Source organism: Fontisphaera persica (genome assembly GCF_024832785.1).
In the GTDB taxonomy this organism is placed as follows: Bacteria; Verrucomicrobiota; Verrucomicrobiia; order Limisphaerales; family Fontisphaeraceae; genus Fontisphaera; species Fontisphaera persica.
In genome coordinates, this window is record NZ_CP116615.1 from 4,638,653 (window position 1) to 4,663,555 (window position 24,903).

25 protein-coding genes are annotated in these 24,903 nt (G+C 61.6%); 12 read left to right on the forward strand and 13 right to left on the reverse strand.

Annotated features, from left to right (window positions below):
• Window positions 1-12 precede the first annotated feature (12 nt).
• On the forward strand, window positions 13-1,332 hold the full coding sequence (locus NXS98_RS17385; RefSeq protein WP_283846326.1) for an NHL repeat-containing protein: 1,320 nt from the start codon (window positions 13-15) through the stop codon (window positions 1,330-1,332).
• Window positions 1,322-2,251, forward strand: coding sequence for a 3-keto-disaccharide hydrolase (locus NXS98_RS17390; RefSeq protein WP_283846327.1), 930 nt, complete (start codon window positions 1,322-1,324; stop codon window positions 2,249-2,251). Before NXS98_RS17385 ends, NXS98_RS17390 begins: the two co-directional genes overlap by 11 nt.
• 120 nt (window positions 2,252-2,371) lie before the next feature.
• Here NXS98_RS17390 and xylA read toward each other — a convergent pair whose 3' ends face one another.
• Window positions 2,372-3,688 carry a xylose isomerase gene (xylA, locus tag NXS98_RS17395; protein ID WP_283846328.1) on the reverse strand — a complete coding sequence of 439 codons (1,317 nt, stop codon included), beginning with the start codon at window positions 3,686-3,688 and terminating at the stop codon, window positions 2,372-2,374.
• 186 nt (window positions 3,689-3,874) lie between these two features.
• Here xylA and NXS98_RS17400 point away from each other — a divergent pair, with 186 nt between their 5' ends.
• Complete coding sequence (locus NXS98_RS17400) at window positions 3,875-5,386, forward strand: arylsulfatase (protein ID WP_283846329.1); 1,512 nt, start codon at window positions 3,875-3,877, stop codon at window positions 5,384-5,386.
• A gap of 1 nt (window position 5,387) precedes the next feature.
• Here the strand turns inward: NXS98_RS17400 and NXS98_RS17405 are convergent, their stop codons facing one another.
• The 5 genes from NXS98_RS17405 to NXS98_RS17425 all read right to left on the reverse strand — a co-directional run bounded on the left by NXS98_RS17405 (window position 5,388) and on the right by NXS98_RS17425 (window position 9,236).
• Window positions 5,388-6,227 (reverse strand): ABC transporter permease, encoded by an 840-nt coding sequence (locus tag NXS98_RS17405; protein ID WP_283846330.1) that lies wholly within the window; start codon window positions 6,225-6,227, stop codon window positions 5,388-5,390.
• A 12-nt stretch (window positions 6,228-6,239) separates the two neighbouring features.
• A complete protein-coding gene (locus NXS98_RS17410; RefSeq protein ID WP_283846331.1) occupies window positions 6,240-7,154 on the reverse strand; it encodes an ABC transporter ATP-binding protein in 915 nt (304 codons plus the stop codon).
• A gap of 2 nt (window positions 7,155-7,156) precedes the next feature.
• Entirely contained in the window at window positions 7,157-7,750 is a 594-nt protein-coding gene (locus tag NXS98_RS17415) for a DUF1559 family PulG-like putative transporter (protein ID WP_283846332.1), read from the reverse strand.
• On the reverse strand, window positions 7,747-8,400 hold the full coding sequence (locus NXS98_RS17420) for a hypothetical protein (protein WP_283846333.1): 654 nt from the start codon (window positions 8,398-8,400) through the stop codon (window positions 7,747-7,749). The genes NXS98_RS17415 and NXS98_RS17420 overlap by 4 nt, the downstream gene beginning before the upstream one ends.
• A 74-nt stretch (window positions 8,401-8,474) precedes the next feature.
• Window positions 8,475-9,236, reverse strand: a complete 762-nt coding sequence (locus NXS98_RS17425; RefSeq protein WP_283846334.1) for a type II secretion system protein — start codon at window positions 9,234-9,236, stop codon at window positions 8,475-8,477.
• Window positions 9,237-9,417: 181 nt separating this feature from the next.
• Between NXS98_RS17425 and NXS98_RS17430 the strand changes: the two genes are divergently transcribed.
• The gene (locus NXS98_RS17430; RefSeq protein ID WP_283846335.1) at window positions 9,418-10,227 is read left to right on the forward strand and encodes an alpha/beta fold hydrolase; all 810 of its coding nucleotides are present in this window, start codon (window positions 9,418-9,420) and stop codon (window positions 10,225-10,227) included.
• 6 nt (window positions 10,228-10,233) lie between these two features.
• Here the strand turns inward: NXS98_RS17430 and efp are convergent, their stop codons facing one another.
• Window positions 10,234-10,791, reverse strand: coding sequence for an elongation factor P (efp, locus tag NXS98_RS17435; protein WP_283846336.1), 558 nt, complete (start codon window positions 10,789-10,791; stop codon window positions 10,234-10,236).
• A gap of 284 nt (window positions 10,792-11,075) precedes the next feature.
• On the opposite strand from efp, the gene NXS98_RS17440 reads away from it, so the two are divergent.
• From NXS98_RS17440 to NXS98_RS17455, 4 genes are all read left to right on the forward strand, one after another.
• Window positions 11,076-11,582 carry a hypothetical protein gene (locus NXS98_RS17440; protein ID WP_283846337.1) on the forward strand — a complete coding sequence of 169 codons (507 nt, stop codon included), beginning with the start codon at window positions 11,076-11,078 and terminating at the stop codon, window positions 11,580-11,582.
• A gap of 517 nt (window positions 11,583-12,099) precedes the next feature.
• Window positions 12,100-12,723: a prepilin-type N-terminal cleavage/methylation domain-containing protein gene (locus tag NXS98_RS17445; protein WP_283846338.1), complete on the forward strand. Its 624-nt coding sequence runs from the start codon at window positions 12,100-12,102 to the stop codon at window positions 12,721-12,723.
• A gap of 283 nt (window positions 12,724-13,006) precedes the next feature.
• Window positions 13,007-13,765: a prepilin-type N-terminal cleavage/methylation domain-containing protein gene (locus tag NXS98_RS17450; RefSeq protein WP_283846339.1), complete on the forward strand. Its 759-nt coding sequence runs from the start codon at window positions 13,007-13,009 to the stop codon at window positions 13,763-13,765.
• Between the two features lie 121 nt (window positions 13,766-13,886).
• Window positions 13,887-14,735 (forward strand): metallophosphoesterase family protein, encoded by an 849-nt coding sequence (locus NXS98_RS17455; RefSeq protein ID WP_283846340.1) that lies wholly within the window; start codon window positions 13,887-13,889, stop codon window positions 14,733-14,735.
• Here NXS98_RS17455 and NXS98_RS17460 read toward each other — a convergent pair.
• Together NXS98_RS17460 and NXS98_RS17465 are read right to left on the reverse strand one after the other, a co-directional pair.
• Window positions 14,705-15,487 (reverse strand): MBL fold metallo-hydrolase, encoded by a 783-nt coding sequence (locus NXS98_RS17460; RefSeq protein ID WP_283846341.1) that lies wholly within the window; start codon window positions 15,485-15,487, stop codon window positions 14,705-14,707. The genes NXS98_RS17455 and NXS98_RS17460 overlap by 31 nt on opposite strands.
• 32 nt (window positions 15,488-15,519) lie before the next feature.
• Window positions 15,520-15,987, reverse strand: a complete 468-nt coding sequence (locus NXS98_RS17465; protein ID WP_283846342.1) for a hypothetical protein — start codon at window positions 15,985-15,987, stop codon at window positions 15,520-15,522.
• Between the two features lie 149 nt (window positions 15,988-16,136).
• Here NXS98_RS17465 and NXS98_RS17470 point away from each other — a divergent pair, with 149 nt between their 5' ends.
• From NXS98_RS17470 to NXS98_RS17480, 3 genes are all read left to right on the forward strand, one after another.
• Entirely contained in the window at window positions 16,137-17,693 is a 1,557-nt protein-coding gene (locus tag NXS98_RS17470; protein WP_283846343.1) for a sialate O-acetylesterase, read from the forward strand.
• Window positions 17,694-18,029: 336 nt separating this feature from the next.
• Window positions 18,030-18,350, forward strand: coding sequence for an RNA recognition motif domain-containing protein (locus NXS98_RS17475; protein WP_283846344.1), 321 nt, complete (start codon window positions 18,030-18,032; stop codon window positions 18,348-18,350).
• Between the two features lie 172 nt (window positions 18,351-18,522).
• Window positions 18,523-19,590 carry an NAD-dependent epimerase/dehydratase family protein gene (locus NXS98_RS17480; RefSeq protein WP_283846345.1) on the forward strand — a complete coding sequence of 356 codons (1,068 nt, stop codon included), beginning with the start codon at window positions 18,523-18,525 and terminating at the stop codon, window positions 19,588-19,590.
• 14 nt (window positions 19,591-19,604) lie between these two features.
• Here NXS98_RS17480 and NXS98_RS17485 read toward each other — a convergent pair whose 3' ends face one another.
• Together NXS98_RS17485 and NXS98_RS17490 are read right to left on the reverse strand one after the other, a co-directional pair.
• Entirely contained in the window at window positions 19,605-20,714 is a 1,110-nt protein-coding gene (locus tag NXS98_RS17485; RefSeq protein ID WP_283846346.1) for an ATP-binding protein, read from the reverse strand.
• A gap of 40 nt (window positions 20,715-20,754) precedes the next feature.
• Complete coding sequence (locus NXS98_RS17490; protein WP_283846347.1) at window positions 20,755-21,606, reverse strand: CbiX/SirB N-terminal domain-containing protein; 852 nt, start codon at window positions 21,604-21,606, stop codon at window positions 20,755-20,757.
• 249 nt (window positions 21,607-21,855) lie between these two features.
• On the opposite strand from NXS98_RS17490, the gene NXS98_RS17495 reads away from it, so the two are divergent.
• Window positions 21,856-23,142: a Gfo/Idh/MocA family protein gene (locus tag NXS98_RS17495; RefSeq protein ID WP_283846348.1), complete on the forward strand. Its 1,287-nt coding sequence runs from the start codon at window positions 21,856-21,858 to the stop codon at window positions 23,140-23,142.
• Between the two features lie 110 nt (window positions 23,143-23,252).
• Here NXS98_RS17495 and tmk read toward each other — a convergent pair whose 3' ends face one another.
• Complete coding sequence (tmk, locus tag NXS98_RS17500; RefSeq protein WP_283846349.1) at window positions 23,253-23,894, reverse strand: dTMP kinase; 642 nt, start codon at window positions 23,892-23,894, stop codon at window positions 23,253-23,255.
• Window positions 23,895-23,899: 5 nt separating this feature from the next.
• A complete protein-coding gene (locus NXS98_RS17505; protein WP_283846350.1) occupies window positions 23,900-24,871 on the reverse strand; it encodes a DUF1573 domain-containing protein in 972 nt (323 codons plus the stop codon).
• Window positions 24,872-24,903 lie beyond the last annotated feature (32 nt).

Genomic DNA, 24,903 nt, shown 5'->3' on the forward strand with positions numbered 1-24,903 from the left:
ATCTTGCCCCGCATGAAGTCCAGTTGTTTTTTGTGGCTGGGCCTCGCCTGCGCTGTGCAGGCAGGCCCGCTGGTGATGCTGCCCCCCACGCCCACGGGGCAGTGCCGCGTGGAGGGCGCCTTCACCAACGGCGTGGTGGTGCTGGAGCAGGCCAGCCGTCTGGAGGCGAATCCCCTCTGGACCCCCCGGCGCAGTTATTACTCGGTGCAGGAGCAATTGGGGCTGCAGTTTACCCTGGAGGGGCCGCAAGGATTTTATCGTGTGCGCGCGGTGGATTTGTCGGGTGGTGCGGCGGGGTTTGCGCGATTTACCCGTTGTTATTCCATCCTCCAAACCATTGCCGGCGCGGGCGGCGTGACCACGGCGGATGTGAACAAGTGGCAGCCGGCGTATGAGAATGGGCCGGCCACGGCGGCTCAGCTCTCCCGTCCGCACATGGCGATGGGGGATGGTTGGGGCAACATTTACATTGCGGACAAGGACGCGCATGGCATCCGGAAAATCCGGCCGGATGGGACGATTGTGACGGTGGCGGGGACGGGTTTGGCCGGGCCGAATGCGTGGGGCAACGGGCCGGATTACCTGACCAACGGCACGGCGGTGGCGTTGAGTCATCCCAACGGCTTGTATGTGCTGACTAACGGGGTGGTTTATATCCTGGACATGGACAATGGAAAAATCCGGCGGCTGGACACGAATGGCATGATGCGGACGGTGTTCACGGACCCCAACGGTCCCATCTTTGGCGGGCGTGGCTTGTGGGTGAGCGAGGATGAGCAGGTGGTGTATTACTGCACCAGTGACCGGGTGCGGCGGTGGACGGCGGCGGACCAGCAGGTAACGGATTTTGCGGTGCTGGCGCCGGACTTGGGCAATATCACCATGGACCCGCAGGGGCGGCTGGTGGTGACGGTGCGCGGGCAGCATCTGGTGTACCGCTTTTCCCCCGACGGCTCGGCGCGTGAAGTCATTGCCGGCAACGGCACCACCGGGTTCATTACCGACGGGATTCCGGCCACCAACTGTCCCTTGTACCAGGTGCGGGGGGTGGCGTTTCTGCCCACGGGCGCCTTTTTGCTGGCGACGGACCGCGGGAGCCAGGTGGCGTATGTGGATGGCGAGGGCATCATTTACCGGCTGCTCAACGGCGATGCGGTGAATCAAGCCGGGGAATCCCATGCCGGGGATGGACGGTGGTTTTATGACACGCCCAATGAATACAAGGTGAGCGAGATTCGCGCCATAGCTTTGGACCCGTTTGGCAACATCCTCATCACGGAGCATGATGCGGGTTACATCCGCATGATTCGATTCCTTCCCTATGATTTCTAACGCAAGCTTTCGGGCTCTGGCCCTGCGTGGTCTGAGCATGCTGGTGGGATGCTTTTGCGCGCTGGGCTGGCTGGCCGCCGGGCAGACCAACCCTGCGGGGCCGGCGTCGGCCGCTGAGACAAATCAGCCGGTCCTTACGCCGGTGGCGGACGAGGAGTTTTTTGGGTGGCTTTTGGGCTTGGGGGCGGACAGCAACAAGGTGGCGCAATTGCGGCAGGCCGCCGACACGCAAAGGTATTGGGGATGGTTTCGGGACCGGCCGCTGGCCGTGCGGCAGCCGGAGCAACTCCTGAACGGCAGGGATTTGGCGGCGTTTTATCCGTGGCTGGAGCGGGAGGGCACCTTTGCGGATAGGGAGGGAGTATTCACGTTGACCAATGGCCTGTTGCGCATCAGCGGCCAGCGCACGGGCTACCTGGCCACCCGCCGGAGTTACTCCAATTATCGGCTGGTGGCCGAGTTCAAGTGGGGGGAGGCCACGTGGGGGCGGCGGAAGGAGCGCACGCGCAACAGTGGTTTGTGCATTCATGGCGTGGGGGAGGACAAGGTGTGGATGCGCTCCATTGAAATCCAGATTGCCGAGGGGCAGACGGGGGATGTGGTGGTGTTGGAGGGGGCCAAATTGACGGTGGACGGCCAGACCAAGGTGCGGAGTTATGACACGTTCAAGCGCCCCGGCTCCGAGCAGGTGGTGGACAAGACCGGCTTCCGCGGCAAGGAAGATTTGGAAAAACCGCATGGCGAATGGAATACGCTGGAGGTGATTGCGCTGGGGGCCACGTTGAGAGTGAAGGTGAATGACACGCCGGTGTTGGCCGGGGAATCGGCCTATCCCAGTGCGGGGCGCATTTATCTGCAAAGCAACGGGGCGGAAATCTTTTTCCGGCGGCTGGATGTTTATCCGGTGGCGGGGGAATGAGGTTGCCGGCCGGCGGGGGGGCAGGGGGCTGGCTGGGCGCTTTTCAGCAAAGAAAAAGGCCGGGCCTGACAGGCCCGGCCGTGTGGTTAAAGGGAGGTTTCCCGGCGAGAAGAGGCAACCTCAGATGAACTCGTTGATGAGATTTTCCAGGTATTCCTGGCGGCCGCTGGTGTTGGGGGCCGCCTCGCCTTTCTTGAGCATGTAGGCTTCCAATTCCTCGAAGCCCACTTCACCCTTTTCGATTTTGGCGCCGATGCCGGAATCCCAGGAGCTGTAACGCTGTTTGACAAATTCCGCCAGGCGGCCGTCTTTGCGGATGGCGGCGGCGATTTTGAGGCCGCGCGCAAAGGCGTCCATGCCGCCGATGTGGGCGTGGAAGAGATCAATCGGCTCGAAGCTTTCACGGCGGACTTTGGCGTCGAAGTTCACGCCGCCGGTGGTGAAGCCGCCATATTTGAGGATGGTCAGCATGATCTGGGTGGTCAGATATACGCTGGTGGGGAACTGGTCGGTGTCCCAGCCCAGCAGCTCGTCGCCAGTGTTGGCGTCAATGGAGCCGAGGGCGCCCGCTGCGCCGGCCACTTCCAGCTCGTGCTGCATGGTGTGCCCGGCGAGGGTGGCGTGGTTGGTTTCGAGGTTCAGCTTCAGGTGGTCCTTCAGGCCGTACTCGCGCAGGAAGTTCAAGCAGGCGGCGGCATCGGAATCGTACTGGTGCTTGGTGGGTTCCTTGGGTTTGGGCTCGATGTAGAACTGTCCCTGGAAGCCGATTTTCTTTTTGTAGTCCACGGCCATGTGCAGGAATTTGGCGAGGTGCTCAAGCTCCCGCTTCATGTCGGTGTTGTAGAGAGTGGAGTAGCCTTCGCGGCCGCCCCAGAAGACGTAGCCCGCGCCGCCGAGCTCATGGGTGACTTCGAGGCATTTCTTGACCTGCGCGGCGGCGTAGGCAAACACATCGGCGTTGCAACTGGTGGCGGCGCCGTGGACGTAGCGCGGATGGGCAAACAGGCAGGCCGTGCCCCACAGCAGTTTGATGCCGGTGCGCTGCTGTTCCTCTTTGAGCACCTTGACGACGGCATCCAGGTTCTTATTGGTTTCGCGCAGGTTTTTTCCCTCCGGCGCCACGTCGCGGTCATGGAAGGCATAGAAGGGCGCCTGCAATTTTTGCATGAACTCGAAGGCGACCCGCACGCGGCGCTGGGCGTTTTTGAGCGAGTCTGTGCCGTCGTCCCAGGGCCGGATCATGGTGCCGGCGCCAAATGGGTCCACGCCGCGCCCGCGGAAGGTGTGCCAGTACACCACCGAGAAACGGAGGTGTTCCTTCATGGTTTTCCCTTCCACCACCTCGTCCGGATTGTAATACTTGAATGCCAGCGGGTTTTTGGATTTGGGGCCTTCGTATTCGATTTTCTTGATTTGAGGAAATGCAGCAGAAGCCATAAGGGAATCCGTTCAGTTAAGGTTGGTTTTTTTACGTTGCACGGCCTTTTGCTAATGCAAATCGCAGGCGCGCGCAAGCGATTTATCACGCCGCCGGTGTCCGAAGCCTTCCCGTGCCCTGCCCGCGGGGGCGGGATTTTGTTTTTGCGGTTTTGCCTATAATGCAAATAATGCCCCCGGAAATCCATGAAACGAAAACTCCTGTTTCCGGCGTTGGTTTTGGTGGCTGGTTTGACCTGGGCTTTGGCTGCCGCTGAGGGCCGGGCGCCCGTTTCCGCGCTGGCCGGCCGCCGGCCCAACATCATTCTTATCCTGACTGATGACCAGGGTTACGGCGATATGTCCTGCCACGGTAATCCTGTCCTGAAAACCCCCAATTTGGACCGCCTGCATGCTGAAGGCCGCCGGTTTCTGGATTTCTTGGTCAGCCCCACCTGCTCGCCCACCCGGGCTGCGATTTTAACGGGCCGGCATGAATTCAAATCGGGCGTCACCCATACCATTTATGAGCGCGAGCGCCTGGCTCCGGGCGCCGTCACGCTGGCGGAGCTGCTGCGGCAGGCGGGATACCAGACGGGCATTTTTGGCAAGTGGCATCTGGGGGATGAGCGTGAGTACTGGCCGGACCGGCGCGGGTTTGGGGAGTTTTTTATTCATGGGGCGGGGGGCATCGGGCAGACCTACCCCGGCAGTTGCGGCGACGCGCCGGACAACAGTTATTTCAGCCCGGTGATATTGCACAATGGGCGCTTTGTCAAAACCACCGGGTATTGCACGGATGTCTTTTTTACGCGGGCCATCACCTGGATGGACGAGGCGCGCCGGCACGGCCCGTTTTTTACCATGATTACGCCTAATGCCCCCCATACCCCCTTGGACGTGCCAGCCGAATATGAGGCGCTTTACGCCGGGCGGGTGCCCACGAATGTGGCCAAATTCTTTGGCATGATTGCCAATCTGGATGACAACGTGGGCCGGCTGCTGGCGCGGCTGCAGGTGTGGGGATTGGAGCGCGACACGTTAATCATTTTCATGAATGACAACGGCGGGACGCAGGGGGTGTCTGTTTTTAATGCGGGGATGCGCGGCCAGAAGGGCACGCCGTGGTGGGGCGGGGTGCGGGCGGCATCGTTTTGGCGCTGGCCGGGCGTGCTGCCGCCAGGGGACATCGCGCCGCTGGCGGCGCACGTGGACATCATGCCCACGTTGCTGGAAATCGCCGGGGCAAAAGTGCCGGCGGCCGTGGCCCGTCAATGGGACGGGCGCAGTTTGGCGCCGCTGCTGCTGAATCCCGCGGCGCCGTGGCCGGATCGTTTCCTCGTCACCCATCTCGGGCGATGGCCCACCGGGAAGGCCGCCGGAGCCAAGTATAGCCAATGCAGCGTGCGTTACGGCCCGTACCAGTTGGTGAGCGCAGGCAAGACGGCGGGCACATGGGAGTTGTACGATTTGCGCGCGGACCCCGGCCAGACCCGCAACCTGGCGCAGCAACAACCGGAGGTGGTGGAGAAGATGGCCGCGTTTTATGACCGGTGGTGGGAGGAAATCCAGCCGTGCCTGGTGAATGAAATGGCGGTCGGGCCGAAGATTAACCCCTTCAAGGAGCTGTACTGGCGGCAGTTCGGCGGCGAGCCCACGGCGGCCTTGTTGCAGCAGATGAATCCGCAGCTCAAGTTTGCCCCCGCGAGCGGCCGGTGAATCAACTTTTGATGTCGCGCAGGTGGAAGACGGTGGCGCCAATCATGAAAAAGGTGGCGTTGAATCCCACCAGCAGGCTCAGGGACTGGCCGATGCGCCACCAGGGGATGGTTTCCTCGAAGATGAAAACCCAGATGTTCAGGTGGTAGGTGAGAATCCAGTTTTGATAATCGCGGAAGTAGGGGATGTGTTGGAGGATGAAGCTGATGAGCACGACGGACATGGCCAGGATGGTGGCGGCGGCGGGCTTGATGTTGAAACAACTGAACATGAAGGCCAGCGTCATGATGGTCACGGCTTCGGGGATGAGGAAAACCTGGGCCAGGAGGTAACGGGCAAAGCCGTCCTGGGCGTTGAACACGCTGAAGATGGATTGCTCCGGGGCGAAAACGAAGAGGCCGCCCCAGGGAAACCAGAGGCGGGCGGACAGCAGGCCAAAGCCGCCGAGCGCCAGGACCAGGAGCGCGGAAAAGACACAGCCGGCGAGCCACTTGACCGCCAGCAGGCGCCAGCGGGAGATGGGGCGGCAGAGAATCATGCGCAAGGTGCCGTCCTCGCTTTCCTTGGCTACGAAATCACCCCCCACCAGGGCCGAATAAAGCGGGAGGAGGAAGATGGCAATCATGACCATCATGATGACCGCAATGGTCAGGGCACTGATGAAGGACTCGGCCAGGTAGCCATTCTGGTTCAGCAAGCGTTCAATGTGGCCGGTGGCGGTGGTGAATTTGAAGCCGAGACTGATGGCGTTTTGGGCGAGGAGAAACATGGCAAAGCCGATGTAGGTGCGCTTTTTGCCAAACAACTTCCACAGCTCGCCGCGAAATTGGTGGTATAACATAAGGAGGCCCGTTTACCGCGCCATGGCCCCGGCGGCGCGTTCGCGGTGCATGAGGGCGAGATAAAAGTGCTCGAGGTTTTGCTCCTCGGGGGCGATTTCGATTACCGGCAGGCCGGCCTCCACCAGGCAGCGGACCACCTCCGGGCTGGTGGCGCGCGGGGAGAGCTGGATGGCCTGGCCGTCGCGCATGTCTTGAATCAGTCCGGCGGTTTGCAGCAGTTGCGTGGCGCGCGCGAAATCGGAGGTGCGCAAGCGCCACCAGTCGCCTGGCTGGCAGACATGCGCCAGGGGGCCTTCATAGACTTTGCGCCCCTGGTGCAGGACGGCAATGCGGGTGCAGAGCTGCTCGACCTCGTTAAGCAGATGGGAGGAGAGCAGGATGGTAAGCCCCAGTTCACGCCGCAGCCGGAGGATGGTGTGGCGCATCTCGTGGATGCCCTCCGGGTCGAGGCCGTCGCCGGGTTCATCCAGAATCAGGAGGTCAGGTTGTGGCAGCAATGCTTGGGCCAGCGCCAGGCGCGTGCGCATGCCGTGGGAGTAGGTGCGCACGGGGTGATGCTCGCGCCCTTGCAAACCGACCCATTCAATAACTTCCTGAATACGCCGGCGCGGCGTGGGGGCGGTGAAAGAGCTGAGGATTTCCAGATTACGCCAGCCGGAGAGGTAATCATAGAAGGCGGGCGTCTCGAAAATGGCGCCGACTTTTTCCAGCGCCCGCCGGCGGTTGGAGGTGACATCGTGTCCGAGCAGGCGCACTTCGCCGGCATCGGGCCATACCTGGCCGAGCATCATGCCAATGGCGGTGCTTTTGCCGGCGCCGTTGTGGCCCAGCAGGCCAAAAATTTCGCCCGCCGGCACTTCGAGGTCGAGTCCGTCCACGGCCTGTCGGCGGCCGAAACGTTTGCTCACGCCGCGCAGTTCAATCATGTTCATGGGCGTGCTCCCTCCAGCACGAGCAGGTTTTTGATGTGGCCGTCGGCATACAGGAAGTTGATGCCTTTGCCCTCGCCGCGGGCGGCGTGAAAGGCTTCCTTGTCAAACATCAGCGGCATTTGATGGGGGTTGAAGGGAAGGTTGAGCACGGTCAGGCGGTCGGCGGGCTGATTATTGAGCAAACTATTCCAACTGTAGCTGGAGCCGGTGGTTTGGAAGAGGTCTTGGTTATCCGACGGGCAGCGCAGGACATTCGTGTTGCCCAGATAAGGGGCCAGCACGCGGTGGGGGCCGGGGGGGTCATTGGTGGCCGGCGCGCCCGGGGGCTGGTCGCGCATGATGGGAAGGCGGTTGTGGTAGTCCTGGGTGTACATCTGGATGGCCAGGCCGGCCTGGCGCAAATGGCTGACGCAGGCGGTGGCCCGGCCGGCCTCGCGCGCGCGGGTCACCACCGGCAACAGGAGGGCGGCCAGGAGGGCGATGATGGCGATGACCACCAGCAACTCCAACAAGGTAAAGGCGGCCGGGTTGGGTGGCATGGGCGGCCAGCGGCGGAGGGGTTGGAGGGCCTGGTTCACTTCGGGGTTCAAGGATGAGGGCGGCGGCCGCCAAAGGTGCGTCCGCTTTCCATGAGCCGTTGGATTTCCTCCAGGAGCGGCGCGACTTCGGCCTTGGTTTGCGCGGAGCTGGAGCTGTAAAAGGTTTTCAAGCCGAGGAGGGTGATTTTTTTCTGTAATTCCTCACTGATGACCGGCGCTTCCGGGTCATTGGCCCAGCGGGGCGGGTTGGTGTCGGCGGCCTCGCCGTTGGCGGCCATTTCGTCCCGGGCTTCGCGCAGGCGTTTGAGGGCCTCCTGCACGGCGCGCTGGCGGCGTTCCGGGGGCATTTTTTCAAAGGCTTCAATCATGGTTTTGAAGCCGGTGGGCATGGTGGCTTCCAGGAAGGCTTCCTTTTCGGGCTCGGTCATTTGCTCAAACCAGCGGCGCCATTCCCGGTCCAAACGCGCGCGGCGCCGTTCCTCCCAGGGGAGGGCATTGAGTTTTTGGGCCAGCTCCTGAATGGCTGCGGCCCGGCGTGAAGGGGGCAGGCGGCTCAGGTCGGTTTGGCGGAGGTATTGGCCGACTTTTTCGGCGGTCATTTTGGTTTGGCGGGCCAGGGCGAAGCCCGCCCAGGCCACGAGCCAGAGCAGGAGAAGCCCCGCGAGTCCCCAAAATAAAGGTTTATGGCGCGCCAGCGGCATGGCGGTAATTTAGCGTATTTCGCCCCAGCCGGCCATGGCCTCGCGAAGCAATAAGGGCAAGCCCCCTCTGGCGGTCAGGGGTTGGGTTGACTGGTGGGCAGGCGGTATAAATCGGTCACCGCCCAGAGGTTCACCGGAGAAAGGGTGCGCCCGTATTTGTAAAACCGCGCGCTGCCGTCACAAAAGACATAGTTGGCCCCGCCGCCGAGGTTTTGGCGGCGGGCGTTGTTGTGACGGCCCTGGGCCAGCACTTCCACGTCGTCAAAACCATCGTAATCCAGGAAGAAATCGCCACGCTCGTTGACTTTTTCCCCGAAGGCAATGGTCTCCGAGGGGTGCTTGACCGCAGCTTCCGGGATGGGCGTGGGGGAATTGGCCTGTTTGTAATAAGTTGTGTTGGTGGAATGGAACGTCTGCACGTAGTCGGTGAAAGCGTTCATGATGAAGCTGCGCGGCGCGGCATCCAGCGGAAAGCGCACGGGGTCGCTGCGCGGGTGGGTGGCGCCGTCCGAATGGGGTTCATCGGGCCCATCCGCCGGGCAAACGAGCACTTTGGGGTTGGTGATTTCATTGCTCATGCGCCCCGGCCAGGCCGGGCCGTACATGCGCAAGGGGAAGACCCCATCGTTGTCGTCCAGATACATGCGCAACCCAATGCCCATCTGGCGCATATTGTTCATGCACTGGATGGTTTGGGCTCGTTGTTTGGCCGAGGCCAGCGCCGGCAGCAACATGCTGGCCAGCAGGGCAATGATGGCAATCACCACCAGCAGTTCAATCAATGTGAACCCGCCGGCGTGCTGCCGATGACCTACAGGAAAAGCTTTGCGGCTCATAACCTTTAATATGACACTTGGCTGCGCCATTGCGCTACCGCCATTGTTGCGCAACGTCCAAGGAATTAGACGGAGGAAAGGGGGTTAAGTTTCAAAAAAAAATTGGATTTATTCCGCCGGGGCGGGGCGGGGGGTGATTTCCTCATTTCTTTGGGCTGGCGCCGGGAGTACAGTGGGGGGCATGGGTGAATCGCTGCAAATGCAGGTGCAGGGGGAGGCAAAGGCGCCCGTTCTGGTTTATCTACCCGGGCTGCATGGCGACTGGCATTACAATGCCGGGCTGCGTTTGGCGCTGCAGGGGCGGGTGCGGCTGGTGGAGTTGGCGTATCCGCGTGACCCGGCATGGAAACTGGAGGATTATGTCCAGGCCATCGAAGCCGCCCTGGTGGGCGCAGGCATTGGCGCCGGGTGGTTGCTGGGGGAATCGTTTGGCTCGCAGGTGGCGTGGGGGCTGATTGGCCGTGCTGAGAGCCAGCAGGCCGGAGGAAAGCCGCATTTCCAGCCCAGGGGACTGGTGCTGGCGGGGGGCTTTGTGCGATATCCTTTGATGTGGGGAGTGCGGCTGGTGCGTGGCACCCACCAGAGCCTGCCCATGGCTGCGGTGGCAGCTTTGCTGCGGGCTTATTTGGGGTTGCTGCGCTGGCGGCACCGGCAGGCGGCTCATGTGCAGCAAAGCCTCCAGCAGCATCAGGATTTTCAGCTTCAGGAGCTGGCCCGGCAGGCCATCTTGAGCCGGTACGACATCATTCTGGCGCATGACCACCGCCCGCTGGCCCGGCGCACCCAATTTCCGGTGTATTATCTGACCGGATTCTGGGATTTGATTGTGCCCTGGTTTCTGGTGCAACCGTGGCTGCGCCGACACTGTCCCGGTTACCGGGGCTGGCGGCTGGTGTGGAACAGCGAGCACAACATCCTGGGCTTTCAACCCCGGACGTCAGCGGAGCAAATCCTGGCGTGGATGAAGGCCTGCGGCGAACCGGTGAGCTGAGGCGTGTCAGGCGCGCTCGATGTACTTGCCCGTCCGGCTGTCAATTTTGATTTTCTCGCCGGTCTTGATGAACAAAGGCGCCTGCACCACCAGCCCGGTCTCCAGCGTCACTGATTTCATGACGTTGTTGGCCGAGTCGCCCCGAATGCCCTCCGGGGCGTCCACGACGGTCAATACCACGCTGGCGGGCAATTCCACCATGACGGCCTTGCCTTCCACGAAGGTCACCGTTACCGGCGCATTTTCCGTCAGATAATTGACGGCGTCGCCCAGCAGCTCCGGCGAGAGATTCACCGTTTCGTAGGTTTCCGGGTCGGTGAAGACGTAGTCCTCGCCGTCCTTGTAGCTGAACTCCATCTTGCGGGTGACCATGGGCACCACGTCAATGCGCTGGGTGGAGGAGAAACGGACATCGGAAGATTTGCCCGTGCGGATGCTGCGCAGGGTGGCCTGCACAAAAGCGCGCAGGTTGCCCGGCGTGCGATGCTGAGTATCCAGAACGACACAAATATCGCCATTGTAATCAATGGCCATTCCGCGGCGTAAATCGTTTGCGCTTGCCATACTATAATATAATATCGTCAATCATTATCGTTTAAGCGTCCTTGAAGGTATTTTGACACTTTGTCCCGCCCGACGCAACAGGGGCGAAAACTTACCCCAAGTCCGCCACTTTGCAAGCCCCCATTTTCGGACTGGCCGGGGACAGTCCTCGCTGGCCTCCCCTGTTTGCCCATTATTGCCGAGCGGGCAGGTCCCGGGGGAGGTTGGCCAAAATGCGGGGTTGCAACTTTGGCCACCTCGGGGCAACATCCCCTGCGAGAAAAGACGGCACACACATTGAGCACATGAATTTGACCGACGACCAAAAGGCGATTGTCAGGAAATGGATTGAAGACGGCCTGAAACTTTCCGACATCCAAAAACGGCTGGCCAGCGAGCTGGGCGTGCACATGACGTACATGGAAGTGCGGCTGCTGGTGTCTGATTTGCAAGTCATGCCCAAAGACGCCGAGCCGCCGCCGTCTCCACCGGCGCCCGCTCCTCCTTCGGGGGAGGCCAAACCGGCCGAGCAAGGGGCCACGGAGGAAGACGAAGCGGAGGACGATGCCGAGATAGCCGAAGCCCCGGGTGGCACGGGGAGTGTGAGTGTTTCCCTGGATACGGTGGCGATGCCGGGGGCGGCGTTGAGCGGCAAGGTGACGTTCAGCGATGGCCAGAAGGCCCAGTGGTATTTGGACCAGTATGGGCGCCTGGGGATTGCTCCTGCCAACAAAGGGTACCGGCCTTCACCGATGGATATCCAAGCTTTTCAGATGCGCCTGCAACAGGAGCTGGAAAAGTTCGGCTACTAGCTTTTGCGTGGGTCACGGGTGGCGGCAGGCAATTGACGCAGGGTGCAAAAATTTTTCACGCATCGGCGGCGGAGTGGTCTGAAGAGTCAGTGTTGAGGGCTGGGGCTTTGCCTTTGGGGTAAGCTGGGAATCCCTGCAAGGCGCAGGTGCATTTCAGGGACGGCCATGCGGTCGAAGCCTCGAGGGGCGGATGGTTAAAGAATGAGCCGAGGGAGCATAATGAATAACCACCCGCGCGGGGGCAGAGACCGGCGATAGCCATTTTGAGCTAACCCATTATTGTGCAACAGTTTAGAAATTAAATAGGGATGCCAATGAAGACCGGTAGTTGTATGGCGGTTAGCCAGTTACCGTGAGGAAGGTTAAAGTGCGTCAATTCCGCGCAAAGTGCGCTGTCTTCACGCTGGAGTGGGCGCGAAAATAACGGCTTTAATGGAAAAAAAGTTCTTCAATTCTGGCATCGTGCTTGCTAGTACCTAAGCGTCGGACGTAACGAACTGAAGACAACAACGGTTTTATGAAGCAAACGCGCACTCAAAAATTCGGGGCCTTCACTCTGATCGAGCTGCTGGTCGTCATCGCCATCATCGCCATTCTGGCTGCTCTGCTGCTGCCGGCTCTGGCACAGGCCAAAAAGCGTGCCCAACGCATCTCCTGCGTGAACAATCTGAAGCAGGTGAGCCTGGGTTTCCGCATTTTCGCCAATGACAACGAAGACCGGTTCCCCTGGCAGTTGACCAACAACACTCCCATTGGCAACTACTTTATTTGGGCGGGCAACGAGCTGGCCAACCCCAAGATTTGCGTGTGCCCGGCGGATATGGGGCGCAATCCCGCGCAAAGCTTCTCCAATAACGTCACCTTTGTGGCCAACCAGCACCTGAGCTACTTCGTGAACCGGCAATCGCGCGATTCTGAGGCGAACAACCTGATGCTGGGTGACCGGGACTTCAGCGGGAACGGCACCATCACCGCGTGGAACAACCTGAGCTGGGAAAGCGGCAACGTGGACCTGCACGAGGTTAACGGTAATGCCGCGCTGAGCGACGGCAGCGTGCAGCAATTGACCGCCCGCAGCCTCCAAAAGGCGGTGGAATCGGCGCTGCAAGCCGGATACAAGATTGATGTGGTCAAGCCGTAAAAGCGAGCGGCCCATTTCAGAGCAGGTCTTGACTGCCACAGGCATCCGTGATGAGCGGATGCCTGCTGGTTTTTGGGGCAGGCACGGGAAGCGCAAGCACGGGTTGTTGAACCACTTCAGGAGGGGTCTTTTCAAGCCTTTGGCTGATGGTTGGGCGGGCATGAATGAAGTGGGGCTGCCTTCCTGGATTACCCGCGAAAAAACTGGTATATGACTTGCTGTTTTTTGTTGCGTGGCAGTAGAGATTGCTGATACAGTGAAGACATCCAACAACTACCGTTTTATGAAACGCACAACCCAGTCCTCCCGCGGGGCATTCACCCTCATCGAACTGCTGGTGGTGATTGCCATCATTGCGATTCTGGCGGCCCTGTTGCTGCCGGCCCTCGCCCAGGCGAAAAAGCGCGCCCAGCGCATTGCATGCGCCAACAACTTGAAGCAGGTGGGGCTGGCGTTCAAGATTTGGGCTAATGACAACAACGGGCGCTTTCCGTGGCATGTTATTGCCGCCGATGGCGGTTCTTATGGAGCAGCGGGAGCTTGGGGCCATTTCATGGCAGCCTCCAATGAGTTGCAAAACCCCAAGGTTATCCAATGCCCCACCGATACGGATGCCATCCGGATTAACACTTGGGAAAATAGCGGCACCGGCACCGACAGTCTTCGCACTCATCTGGACAATGCCGTCAGCTTTGGCGTGCATTTGGAATCGGTGGAAAAAGGTCCGGTGATGCACATGGCGATTGACCGCAACATTCGCGGGGGTGAACGGGGTGGGACCTGCAATGGCGGTCCTGCCGGACCGGCCAACCGCAGCGTGCCGGTGATCAAGCTAAAAGTGCCGCCCGCTGGCAGTTTCAACACCCGTTGGGCGGATGACGTCATGCACATGGGCCAGGGGAATGCGGTGCTGACGGACGGCAGCGTGCAGCAGCTCACCCAGAATGCCCTGGTGCGCCAATTGCAAACCAAGAACATTGACGGCAGCATTGATGGCAACCTGAGCAATTGCACCCAGATGCCACGGGCTTTGACGCCGTAATTTTTCAGGGTATCTGTTTCTTCCTCTCAGCGGCCCTCGAACGAGGGCCGCTTTTTTTGTCCCATGATTTCATCTCTCAGCGGCGGCTTGCAGGGGCCGGCAATTATTGCGATGCTCAGGCATGAGCATGTCACGCCGCAAGGCCTTGCGCTGTCTGAGTGTTGGCGGAATCATGGCGGGGCACTGGCTGCCTGCCGCGGCTGCCGCACCAGGGGCGGAGCCGCCGGGGACGTTCACTTTTGCTGTGCTCAATGATCTGCATTATCTCTCCCCTGATTGCGGAAAATTTTTGCGCGGTGTCCTGCAGCAAGTGCGGGCTCTGCAACCCGAATTATGCCTGGTGCTGGGCGATTTGACCGAAGTGGGCCGCCGCGAAGACCTGGCGGCGGTGCGGCGTTTGTTGGATGATTCAGGCCTGCGGTATTACACTGTGATTGGCAACCATGATTACACGGCGGCAGGCAGCCCGCGGTATTACAAGTACTTTTTCCCCCGGCGCCTCAATTACTACTTTCGTTACAAAGGCTGGCAATGGGTGGGCCTGGATACCAGCGAGGGGTTGAAGTATGAAAACACCCGCATTGCCGAAGAGACTTTGGCCTGGGCCGACCGGCTTAAATCGCGGCTGTCGCCCGCGGCGCCCACGATTGTGTTCACGCATTTTCCGCTGGGGCCGGGCGTGCGGTATCGGCCGCAGAATGCCGATGTGCTGCTGGAGAAACTGGCTGGCTTTAACGTGAAGGCGGTTTTTTGCGGCCATTTTCACGGTTACACCTGCAAGCCGGTGTGGCAGACCCAGGCCTACACCAACCGCTGTTGCGCTCTGAAACGCAACAATCACGACCGCTCGCGCGAAAAGGGATTTTTCCTGTGTGAGGCCACGCCGGAGGAGGTGCGGGTGCGATTTGTGGAGGTGCCGGTGCCGCCCGCGGGGCCGGCTCAATCCAGTTCCACGCGCAAGCCGTCGTAGGCGAACATCATGCCCGGGGGAAGCTCGGCCTGGGCGGCATCGTGGTCATAATCATCCGACAGGTGCGTGAAATAAGCGCGCTGGGGTTGAATTTGGCGCACGACTTCGATGGCCTCCGGCAGCGAAAGATGCGTCCAGTGCGGGCGGCGCTGGAGGGCATCCAGCACCAGTACGCGCGCGCCGCGGGCCTGCTCCATGACGGCTGGAGGCACGGCTTTGCAGTCATTGAGGTAGGCCAGTTGCAGGCGGCCTTTCTGGAAGAACAAAAAGCCCAGACTGCCAATCTGCCCATGCGGCAGGGCCACCGGCACGATGCGCAAATCGCCGAGGTGAAAGGGGCCTTCGATGAGGTGGGGCTCCGGGACAAAATAACCATTGGGATGGGGCCCGTCGTGAAAGGCGTAGCTGAAGATGCGGCGCAGGGCGGCCATGGTGGGGGCGTCGGCGTACACCGGCAACGGTCCCTGCCGCACCACGCAGACGCGGCGGCAATCGTCAAGTCCCATGACGTGGTCGGAGTGGGCATGCGTGAACAACACCGCGTCCAGGTAGGACAGGTTCTCGCGCAGCATTTGCGTCCGAAAATCGGGCGGCGTGTCAATGGCCAGCTTGACCTGCGGCGTGGCCAGGTACATCGAGCAACGGGTGCGGTGGTTTTTCGGATTGGCCAGGAAGGCGGGCGGATACGTTTTGCCAATGACCGGCACGCCAATGGAGGTGCCCGTGCCCAGAAAAATGAACGTCAGCGACATGGGAGGCGAGTCAGGCGGTGAGGGGAGGCAGCTCAGGGCAGGGGCCGCGGGAGCATCCGCCAACTGGCCACCCGTCCTTTGCGAAAGACAATTTCCGCGCGCACGTAAGAGCGGGGCTGGTAATCGCGGGCCAGGTATCGTTCGAGGACTGGCTGGCCATTGCGGCGGGTTTCGCGGTAGGTCCAATAGCGGGTTTCCTCCGTCCACGAGCCGTAGTAGCGCCAGACGGTTTCCATGCCCTCCGGCCCTTCGGATTCGAGAATTTCGTTGGGCTTGCCCCAGGCGATATAGACGGCGTCCTCATTCATGCCGACGCGGATGCGGCCCTGGTCCACCAGCTCGCGTTGCTCCTGGGGCAGGGCGGAGTAGGCCATCCACTTCTCATGCCGCCGGTTTTCGAGGGTATCCCGCGCGCAGCCCGGCAGCAGGGCCGCCAGGGCGAGGGCCATGAGCCAGAGGTGGCGCCCTCGCGCGTATTCATGGTTATGTCTTCGCTTCACGTTCACCGCCCTTCATCAACCCTCAAAGCGTCCTAAAAATCAAGCCTTGCCGCACTCCGTCCCGAGTCCGGTGGCCGGCTAAATACCGGTTGACCCGCAGGGCGGGCAGGTATTTAATAAGATTTGTTTAACAAAAAATCTCCTTGGCTATGAAAAAACTGCATTCGATGGTTGGCAGGGGAAAGTGGTTTTGTGTTTTCGCCGTGGCCATGTGGAGCATGTCAGCGCTGCTGGCTGATGTGCGCCTGCCGCGGATATTCAGCGATAACATGGTGTTGCAGCAGGGGGCCAGTGTGCCGGTGTGGGGCTGGGCGGATGAAGGGGAGCAGGTCATCGTCACCTGCCAGGGGCAGCGGGTGACCACCGTGGCCAGGAATGGCCGCTGGATGGTGCGGTTGAACAACCTGCGGGTGGCCACGGCCGAGGCGCCGGAAACGTTGACGGTGGACGGCAAGAATCGGATACGTTTTCAGAACGTGCTCATTGGCGAGGTGTGGCTGGCCAGCGGGCAGTCCAACATGGAATGGCCGCTTCAGAGCGCGTTTGAACCGGAAAAGGACATTGCCACCGCCACCAATGACAACATCCGGCTGTTCACGGTGGACAAGGTGCGGGCCTATGAGCCGCTGGAGGATTTGGATCCCAAGGCGCGCTGGCTGGAGTGCCGGCCCTTCAACGTGCCCCGGTTTTCGGCGGTGGGGTATTATTTCGCGCGCGCGCTGCAACAGGCGCGGAATGTGCCGGTGGGCATTATTCACACCTCCTGGGGCGGGTCGCCGGCGGAAGTCTGGATGAGCCTCGAGGCCATCCAGCCTTATCCAGACATCTTGCGGCAGTGGGAGCAGCGGCAGGAGACGCTGGCCAAGTACGAAGAGGCGTTGAAGAAGTGGCAGGCGGCCTCCCGGGAAGCCAAGGCTCGCGGAGAACAACCCAAGGGCCGGGCGCCGGGGCGGCCGTGGATTCCTACGGAGCTTTACAACGGCATGCTTTATCCCTTGGCCCCGTACGCTGTCAAAGGCGCGATTTGGTACCAGGGCGAGTCCAATGCCGGCCGGGCCTGGCAGTATCGGACGTTGTTCCCGGACATGATTAAAAACTGGCGGGCCACCTGGGGGCAGCCGGAGTTTTATTTCATGGCCGTGCAACTGGCGCCGTTCATGGCGCGCACGAATGTGCCCACGGAAAGCGCGTGGGCCGAGCTGCGCGAAGCGCAGTTGCTGGCCACCAAAATGCCCGGCGTGGGGCTGGCGGTGATTACCGATGTGGGCGAGGAAAATGACATTCACCCGCGCAAGAAGCAGCCGGTGGGCGAGCGGCTGGCACTGGCGGCGCGCGGCATTGCCTACAAGGAACGGGGGCTGGTTTATTCCGGACCGGTGTTCAAAAAAATGACCGTACGGAAGAATCAGGCGGTGTTGACCTTTGACCATGTGGGCGATGGGTTGGAAGCCCGCGGCGGCGAATTGAAAGGCTTTGCCATTTGCGGTGAAGACCGCCAATGGGTATGGGGCCAGGCGCAGATTGGCGGCAAGAAAAATGACGAGGTGATTGTCAGCCATCCCAGCATAGCGAAACCGGTGGCCGTGCGTTATGGTTGGGCCAACTTCCCCGAGGGCAACTTGTGGAATAAAAACGGCCTGCCGGCCTCGCCTTTCCGCACAGATGATTTTCCGCTGACCACCATGCCCAAACCGAGTACGCCGTAGGGCAAAGGGGCCCGGGAGGGTGGCCCAAACGATTCCCTTGGGCGCCCCATCGTGGCCGGTGCATGCGGCGGGCGGGTGGTGTTGGGTCGTCCCGTGTGGGTGGTTATTTCTCGGGGCCGGCCTGCGGGGCCGCCGGCGCCGGTCGAAAAATAATTGCAAAAAACATTTGCAATTGGGGGCAGGTGGCGTAGGTTTCCCGCGTCTGACAGATAGCTCCAGGCTTCCAAGACATGGTAAATCTTCAGGTGAACTCGGTTCAGTGATGATTTGAAACCCGGCAGTCGGGAACAGTTTGGGAACAGCAGGACTGGTCTGGGGACAGAAAGCAAACATCACATGAGCACGAAGTTATTCGTAGGCAACCTCTCGTTCAACACGACGGAAAACGACCTGCAGGACTCCTTTGCCGCGCACGGCACGGTGGTAGAAGCCACTTTGATGACCGATCGCATGAGCGGGCGTCCACGCGGTTTTGGATTCGTCACCATGAGCACGCCGGAAGAGGCCCAGAAGGCCATTGAGGCGATGCATGGCAAGATGCTGGACGGGCGTAACCTGACCGTCAATCTGGCGCGTCCGCGTGAGGAGCGCCCCACTTCGCAGGGGCCGCGCCGGGGCAGCCGGCGCGAGCACCGCGGTTCGTTTGGCCGCTATTAAGAAAGCCTGGCGCTAGATGCGCCTGACTTGATTTCACGCACCTGGCGTCATGGCAACATGGCGCCGGTTTTTTTTTTGAGGGGAGGGGTCATGATGTACTCAGCTTTTCCCAGACCCCGGCCCTTTGCGCTTGCCCGCTTGCGGCAGGGGCGTGATGATAAAGCCCCAGCGCATGAAAATCCTGATTACGGGCGTTTGCGGGTTTGTGGGGGCCACCCTGGCGGAGAGCATCCGCGCCGCCGGCTGGCCGTGCTCGATTGTTGGGGTGGATAATTTCACCCGGCCGGGCAGCGAAGCCAACCGCCAACGCCTGCGGCGACTGGGAGTGGACGTCCGCGCCGGCGACCTGCGGCAGGCCAGCGATTTGGCCGCGCTGCCGGCGGTGGACTGGGTGATTGATGCGGCGGCCAATGCCAGTGTGCTGGCTGGCGCCGATGGGCAAACCAGCAGCCGCCAGCTTTTGGAGCACAATTTGTGGGGGACTGTGGAAATCCTGGAGTATTGCAAGCGGCACCGTGCCGGCCTCATTTTGCTCAGCACCAGCCGGGTGTACGCGATTGAGCCGCTGGCGCGGTTGCCGGTGGTGGTGAAAGAGGGGGCCTTTGTGCCGCAAGCTGGCGTGAAGTGGCCGGCGGGCCTGACGGAGGAGGGCCTCAGCGAAACTTTTTCCACCGACGCCCCCCGCTCCGTGTATGGCGCGAGCAAACTGGCCTCTGAAGTGCTCGCGCTGGAGTACGGCGCGGATTTTGATTTTCCGGTGTGGATCAACCGCTGCGGGGTGATGGCCGGGGCCGGGCAATTTGGCCGGCCGGACCAGGGCATTTTCTCCTACTGGATTCACAGTCATTGCCGGCGGCGGCCGTTGCGTTATGTGGGTTTTGATGGCCAGGGCCATCAAGTGCGTGATTGCCTGCATCCGCGGGATTTGTTGCCCCTGCTGCGGCAGCAGATGGAGCATCCGAGGGCGGACAAACCGCGCATCCTCAATGTATCCGGGGGACGGGCTTCGGCGACTTCGCTGCGCCAGCTCACGGCGTGGTGTGATGCTCGATTCGGGCCGCATCCCGTGCAAAGCGACCCGCGACCCCGGCCCTTTGATTTGCCGTGGGTGGTGCTGGATGCCACCCTGGCGCGGGAGGCCTGGGGCTGGCAGCCGGAAACGGCGGCCCCTGCCATTTTTGAGGAAATCGCCCGGCACGCGGAGCAAAACCCGGCCTGGCTGGAGTTATCCGAGGCTTGAGGGGGCGGTGGGGGTCAGGAGACCGCGGATTGCACGGGGAGGCTGAAGGAAATCACCGCGCCGCCGGCGGGAGCATTGCGCGCCTCGATGGTGCCCTGGTGGTCTTCGATGATGCGTTTGCAGATGCTCAAGCCCAAGCCGGTGCCCTGGGCTTTGCCGTGGGTGAAAAAAGGCTCGAACATGCGCGGCAAGATTTCCTCGGGAATGCCTGTGCCGGAATCCTGGATTTCCGTGATGACCCGGCCGTCGCGCACCCGAAAGCGCACGGTGATGTCCCCGCCCTGGGGCATGGCATCGGTGGCATTGTGGACGAGGTTGTAGAAGACCCGCGACAGGCGCTGGGGATTGGCGGCGATGATGACGGAGGGGGCCGGCTCAGGCACTTTGAGGTTGGCCCGTTTCACGGTGATTTCCGCGGCGATTTCCTCCAGGAGCGGCATGACGAAGGCCGCGTAATCCGTGGCGGCCAGCACGGTGGTGGTTTGGGCGGTGCGGGTGTATTCCAGCAGCTCGTTGACCATGGCGCTGATGCGGTCCACCTGTTTGCGAATGCGTTTTCGCGCGATGGCGCGGGACTCGGCCGTGGCATTTTCCAGGCCCATCATGTCGGCGGCGATGCCGATGATGTTCAAGGGATTTTTGAGGTCGTGGACAATGGAGCGGGCAAAGCGGCCCACCAGCGCCAGCCGCTCCGCCTGAATGACCTCACGGATGTATTGGCGGTTGAACTCGCGCAGCCGGCGGCTGATTTCGCGCATCAAATGGCGGGAAAGCACCGGGGAGCGCTCCAACAAGCTCCATAATTCGTCCCGGGAAATGAACCAGGCCTGGACGTCGCCCACGGCGGTGGCGCTGGCGGAGCGGGGCTCGCTGTCAATGACGGCCATTTCGCCAAACATTTCTCCCGGGCCAATGCGGCTGATGGGCCGGCGGTCGCCCTGGCCGACGAGTGCGGAGATTTCCACCTCGCCGGCGCGGACCAGGTACACGCCGTCGCCTTGGTCCCCTTCCTTGAAGATGGTCTGGCCGGGGGCAAAGGAGAGCTCGCGCGCCGCCTGTCGGATTTGCGCCAGCTCGTGGGGGGGCAAATCGGCCAGCAGCTTGCAGTCTTCCAGGTTCATCATGACACTTATAATTTAGACCAGATTGGCCGCGGGTAAAGGGTTATCGCTTCTCCATGGGGCCAGCCATTTCCCGCACCCGCTCCAAAATGACCTCCACCATCAACGGCTCCCGTCCAATGCTGGCGGCGTACCACACCCGCTTGCCGTGGCGGAGGGTGGGATTGGGAAAGGTGGGCTGTCCGGCCTGGTAACGGGCATGTACAGCTTGGGGGTCTTCGCCAAGCAACACCGGAATATCTTCATAGGAGTGCAGTCCGTCACTGATGAAAAACGGCACCACCACCAGGTTTTCGCACGGGGCCAGGCGGTAGCAGTCTTCAATGCGCGGCTCCTCTTCCATGAAAATGGCATGGACGGCGGCATATTCCGCGCGGGCGCGGATTAACTCCGCCTGGTGTTCGATGATTTTGCGCGAGTTCTCATTGTTGCCCGTGCCATGTCCGGCAATGAACAGAGCCGTCTGCGCGGGGGGTGGTGCGGGGGGATGGGCCGCCACCACTTCGCGCGCGCGCGCCAGCAAGACTTCGGTCATGCGGTCATGGGTGCCTACGGGGCGGGTGTAATGGAGGATTTGAGGTCCCCGCCGTTGGACCCGCGCAAACGCCGTCTGCCCCGGCGCGCACAGTCCCAGTTCGCGCGGCAGCACTTCCTCGGTGAAGTAACCCTCGGAGATGAACAGGGGCACCAGAAACACCCGCGGCGCAAAGGCTCCGCGCAACACGCCGGCAATGAAAGGCTCCTGTTTCCAAAAGCCGGTCAGCACCTGGGCAAACAAGCGGCGTTGGCGCAGCGCCTCCGCATGCTGATAGGTGGGCAGGGCCGACTCCGCGTTCAAGGTGGAGCCGTGCCCCAGCAGTACCAGAGCCGCGTCTGAGTAATCATCGTTCTTCATGTCCCAATCCCAAGCATAACTCACCTGGCGGCACGTACCAAGTGCGGAGCGCGGACGGCGCGGCTGGAGATTGGGGGGCGAGCGTGCCGAAGGAAAAGGGCGGCGCATGGCTGCCCAACTTTTTTGCCACCTGGCCGGTGGTTTGCGTGTCGTCTCATGATAAAACAGGCGTTGGAAGCTTGACGCCAGGCTGCCCCCGATGGAAATTGGGCGAGTACACATTAACAAAAAACAGCACGACATACGCCTATGAATTCTGCGTCTCTTCCTTCGCGCCGCCGTTTCCTGCAAACCACTTCCGCGGCGGTGGTGGCCGCGCCATGGATTTTATCGAGCGCCCGGGCTGCGGCGATGGAAACGCCCTTGAAAATTGGACTGGTGGGTTGTGGGGGTCGTGGGTCGGGGGCGGCGCTGAATGCCTTGCGGGCCGATCCGAATGTGCAATTGACGGCGTTGGGGGATGTGTTTGAGGCGCCGCTGAGAAACTCGCTGGCCGATTTGCAAAGCAAGCATCCGGACAAGGTCAAGGTGACGCCGGAGCATTGTTTTGTGGGGTTGGACGCCTACAAGAAAGTCATCGAGAGCGGGGTGGACGTGGTGCTGCTGGCGACCCCGCCGGGTTTTCGCCCCCAACACCTGGCTGCCGCCGTGGCCGCCGGCAAACATGTGTTTTGCGAGAAGCCCATGGCCACCGATGCTCCGGGCGTGCGGTCGGTCATGGAGTCGGCCAAAATCGCCCGGCAAAAGAAGCTGGCCATCGTGGCTGGTTTTTGCTGGCGGTACAACCAGGCGCGGCGGGAGTTTTACAAGCGGGTGCATGACGGGGCGCTGGGGGCGATTCGCGCCATATACGCCACCTACCTGACCAGTCCGGTAAAACCGATGCCGCCCGCGAGTAGCCGCCCGCCGGGGATGGGGGACGTGGAATGGCAGTTGCGGAATTGGTACAACTTTGTGTGGCTCTCGGGGGATGGCCTGGTGGAGCAGGCCTGCCATAGTGTGGACAAAATTGCGTGGGCCATGCAGGACAAACCGCCGCTTAAAGCCGTGGCCAATGGGGGGCGCAACGTGCCCAACGGCGAGGGCAACATTTACGACCACATTGACGTGTTTTACGAGTATCCAAACGGGGTGCGGGCCTTCATGGCGCAGCGTCAAATATCCAACTGTGTGGGGGATAACTCGGATTATTTGATGGGGGAGAAGGGCACGGGGACCATCAAGGGGTGGAATGTGCCGGTGATTCAAACGACGGAATTGTGGCGCTACCGGGGCGAAAGCAAAGACATGTATCAGATGGAGCACGATGAACTGTTTGCCTCCATCCGGAAGGGTGAACCGATTAATGACGGTGAGTGGATGGCCACCAGCACGTTGATGGCCATCATGGGGCGCATGGCGGCGTACACCGGCAAGGAAATCACCTGGGAAATGGCCCTGAATTCCAAAGAACAGCTCGTGCCCGAAAACCTGACGTGGGACATGAAGCTGCCCATCAAGCCTTTGGCGGTGCCGGGTAAGACAGAGTTCATTTGAGCGGGCCGCGCAGGAGCCGGCAGGCGGGGATGGGGGGGGGAGGCGGTCCCCGGCCTTTGCTACTGGCAAGGGATGAGGCAGCTTGGGGGAGCCAGTGGGCACACTGCCCGTCAGGCGGGCACCAGGCCTGGCAGGCGGCAACATTCCCGCCAGATGGCCGCTTCAATTTCCTCCACGGTGCCGGTGGCCTCCAGCCACTTGACCCGCCCCGGCTCGGCGGCGGCAATGCGGCGATAACCTTCCTCCACCCGTGCAAAAAAATCACGCCCGGCTTCTTCCATGCGGTCGCGAGCCGGCGGCTGACCGCGCGCCATGCGGCGGACTTCACTGACGGCCAGCGGCACATGCAAGACGAAGGTTAAATCGGGCCGCGTGCCGTCCACGGCAAAATCAATGATGGACTGGACCTGCTGCAAATCCAGTTGCCGGCCGTATCCCTGATATGCCGTGGTGGAATCATAAAAGCGGTCGCACAACACACACCGGCCGGCCAGCAGGGCGGGGCGGATGACCTCGCGCACCAATTGGGCGCGCGCGGCGCAGATAAGCAGCAGCTCGGTTTCTGGCGTCATGGCGCCCCCCTCGAAGTAGTGTTTGACCAACTCGCGGATTTGCTCGCTGATGGCCGTGCCGCCGGGTTCACGGAGGGTGAGGACTTCGCGCCCGCTTTGGCGCAGGCGCCGCGCCAGCCGCTCGATTTGGGTGGACTTGCCGCTGCCTTCCGTGCCCTCGAAGGTGATGAACCAGCCCATGCGGCTTAATGTGCGGGTTGGGTGGGTGTGGCGGCCGGTTGCGGGGGCTGGCTTTGCTGAAAAGGCCCCACCAAATACTCCACCAGGGAGAAAATCTGGTCATCGGTCAGTGGCCCGCCGTGGCTGCGAGCGAAGGCGGGCATGAGCGTGCCCGGCTTGCCAAACATCACCCACTGCAACCAGTACTCCCGTTGGGCGGGGCGCTTGGGATTGCGCAAGTCGGGGACCATTTGGGCGCGATGGGGGGCGTCATGGCAGACGCCGCAGGCCGCCGCAAACAATTCCGCCCCCATCTTGCCGCGGGCGGGCTCGGCGTGGCAGGTGGCGCAGCCGCCCTTGAAGACGAGTTGGCGGTCATTCTTGGCCAGTTCCAGGTTCATCTGGCGTTGCTGCGCGCTCATGGCGTTGCCGGCGGCGTTGGGGTTGTTGAGCACGGGGTCCGGCACGCGGGCGCTCACGGTCAGGTATTGGGGGCCGTGAGAGGTGTTGAGGGTGACGGTTTTGGTGACCAGGCCATATTTGCCGCGCACGTCCATGTTGACTTCAATCTTGCCCGTGCCGCCTGGAGGAATGCGATAGGGGTAACTGGGCAGGGTGGCCACGGTGCAGCCACAGGAGGAATGGGTGTTGATAATCAAGATTTCCGCCGGTCCCTGATTGGTGCATAAAAAAACAAAATGCACGTTGGTTTCCCCGCTTTTGACCCGGATTTCCTTGGCCATGGCGTCCCACACCAGGGTGTTGGGCGGCAGGGTGGGCAGGGCCGGGGGTGGGGTGGCCGGCACCACGGCCGGCGCGGGCGCGGGCGCAGTGGCGGGGGGCAGCGCGGGCGGCGGCACGGGCACAGGAATGGGCTGAGGCGCGGGAAGAGGCGGAGGCGGTGGGACGGGCTGCGGCGCCGGTTGAGTTTGGCTCAACAAACCCCAGCCGGTGATTAGCACCACCGCGTAAAAGACGGGCAACAGGCAGCGCTTCATGGCCTTCTAAATTACCACAAATCTACCGCCGA

Excerpts from the sequence above, each read along its gene's own strand:
- NXS98_RS17385 (WP_283846326.1), top strand. The coding sequence starts at position 13 with ATGAAGTCCAGTTGTTTTTTGTGGCTGGGCCTCGCCTGCGCTGTGCAG.
- NXS98_RS17390 (WP_283846327.1), top strand. The coding sequence starts at position 1,322 with ATGATTTCTAACGCAAGCTTTCGGGCTCTGGCCCTGCGTGGTCTGAGC.
- xylA (WP_283846328.1), bottom strand. The coding sequence starts at position 3,688 with ATGGCTTCTGCTGCATTTCCTCAAATCAAGAAAATCGAATACGAAGGC.
- NXS98_RS17400 (WP_283846329.1), top strand. The coding sequence starts at position 3,875 with ATGAAACGAAAACTCCTGTTTCCGGCGTTGGTTTTGGTGGCTGGTTTG.
- NXS98_RS17405 (WP_283846330.1), bottom strand. The coding sequence starts at position 6,227 with ATGTTATACCACCAATTTCGCGGCGAGCTGTGGAAGTTGTTTGGCAAA.
- NXS98_RS17410 (WP_283846331.1), bottom strand. The coding sequence starts at position 7,154 with ATGATTGAACTGCGCGGCGTGAGCAAACGTTTCGGCCGCCGACAGGCC.
- NXS98_RS17420 (WP_283846333.1), bottom strand. The coding sequence starts at position 8,400 with ATGCCGCTGGCGCGCCATAAACCTTTATTTTGGGGACTCGCGGGGCTT.
- NXS98_RS17425 (WP_283846334.1), bottom strand. The coding sequence starts at position 9,236 with ATGAGCCGCAAAGCTTTTCCTGTAGGTCATCGGCAGCACGCCGGCGGG.
- NXS98_RS17430 (WP_283846335.1), top strand. The coding sequence starts at position 9,418 with ATGGGTGAATCGCTGCAAATGCAGGTGCAGGGGGAGGCAAAGGCGCCC.
- efp (WP_283846336.1), bottom strand. The coding sequence starts at position 10,791 with ATGGCAAGCGCAAACGATTTACGCCGCGGAATGGCCATTGATTACAAT.
- NXS98_RS17440 (WP_283846337.1), top strand. The coding sequence starts at position 11,076 with ATGAATTTGACCGACGACCAAAAGGCGATTGTCAGGAAATGGATTGAA.
- NXS98_RS17445 (WP_283846338.1), top strand. The coding sequence starts at position 12,100 with ATGAAGCAAACGCGCACTCAAAAATTCGGGGCCTTCACTCTGATCGAG.
- NXS98_RS17450 (WP_283846339.1), top strand. The coding sequence starts at position 13,007 with ATGAAACGCACAACCCAGTCCTCCCGCGGGGCATTCACCCTCATCGAA.
- NXS98_RS17455 (WP_283846340.1), top strand. The coding sequence starts at position 13,887 with ATGAGCATGTCACGCCGCAAGGCCTTGCGCTGTCTGAGTGTTGGCGGA.
- NXS98_RS17460 (WP_283846341.1), bottom strand. The coding sequence starts at position 15,487 with ATGTCGCTGACGTTCATTTTTCTGGGCACGGGCACCTCCATTGGCGTG.
- NXS98_RS17470 (WP_283846343.1), top strand. The coding sequence starts at position 16,137 with ATGAAAAAACTGCATTCGATGGTTGGCAGGGGAAAGTGGTTTTGTGTT.
- NXS98_RS17475 (WP_283846344.1), top strand. The coding sequence starts at position 18,030 with ATGAGCACGAAGTTATTCGTAGGCAACCTCTCGTTCAACACGACGGAA.
- NXS98_RS17480 (WP_283846345.1), top strand. The coding sequence starts at position 18,523 with ATGAAAATCCTGATTACGGGCGTTTGCGGGTTTGTGGGGGCCACCCTG.
- NXS98_RS17485 (WP_283846346.1), bottom strand. The coding sequence starts at position 20,714 with ATGATGAACCTGGAAGACTGCAAGCTGCTGGCCGATTTGCCCCCCCAC.
- NXS98_RS17490 (WP_283846347.1), bottom strand. The coding sequence starts at position 21,606 with ATGAAGAACGATGATTACTCAGACGCGGCTCTGGTACTGCTGGGGCAC.
- NXS98_RS17495 (WP_283846348.1), top strand. The coding sequence starts at position 21,856 with ATGAATTCTGCGTCTCTTCCTTCGCGCCGCCGTTTCCTGCAAACCACT.
- tmk (WP_283846349.1), bottom strand. The coding sequence starts at position 23,894 with ATGGGCTGGTTCATCACCTTCGAGGGCACGGAAGGCAGCGGCAAGTCC.
- NXS98_RS17505 (WP_283846350.1), bottom strand. The coding sequence starts at position 24,871 with ATGAAGCGCTGCCTGTTGCCCGTCTTTTACGCGGTGGTGCTAATCACC.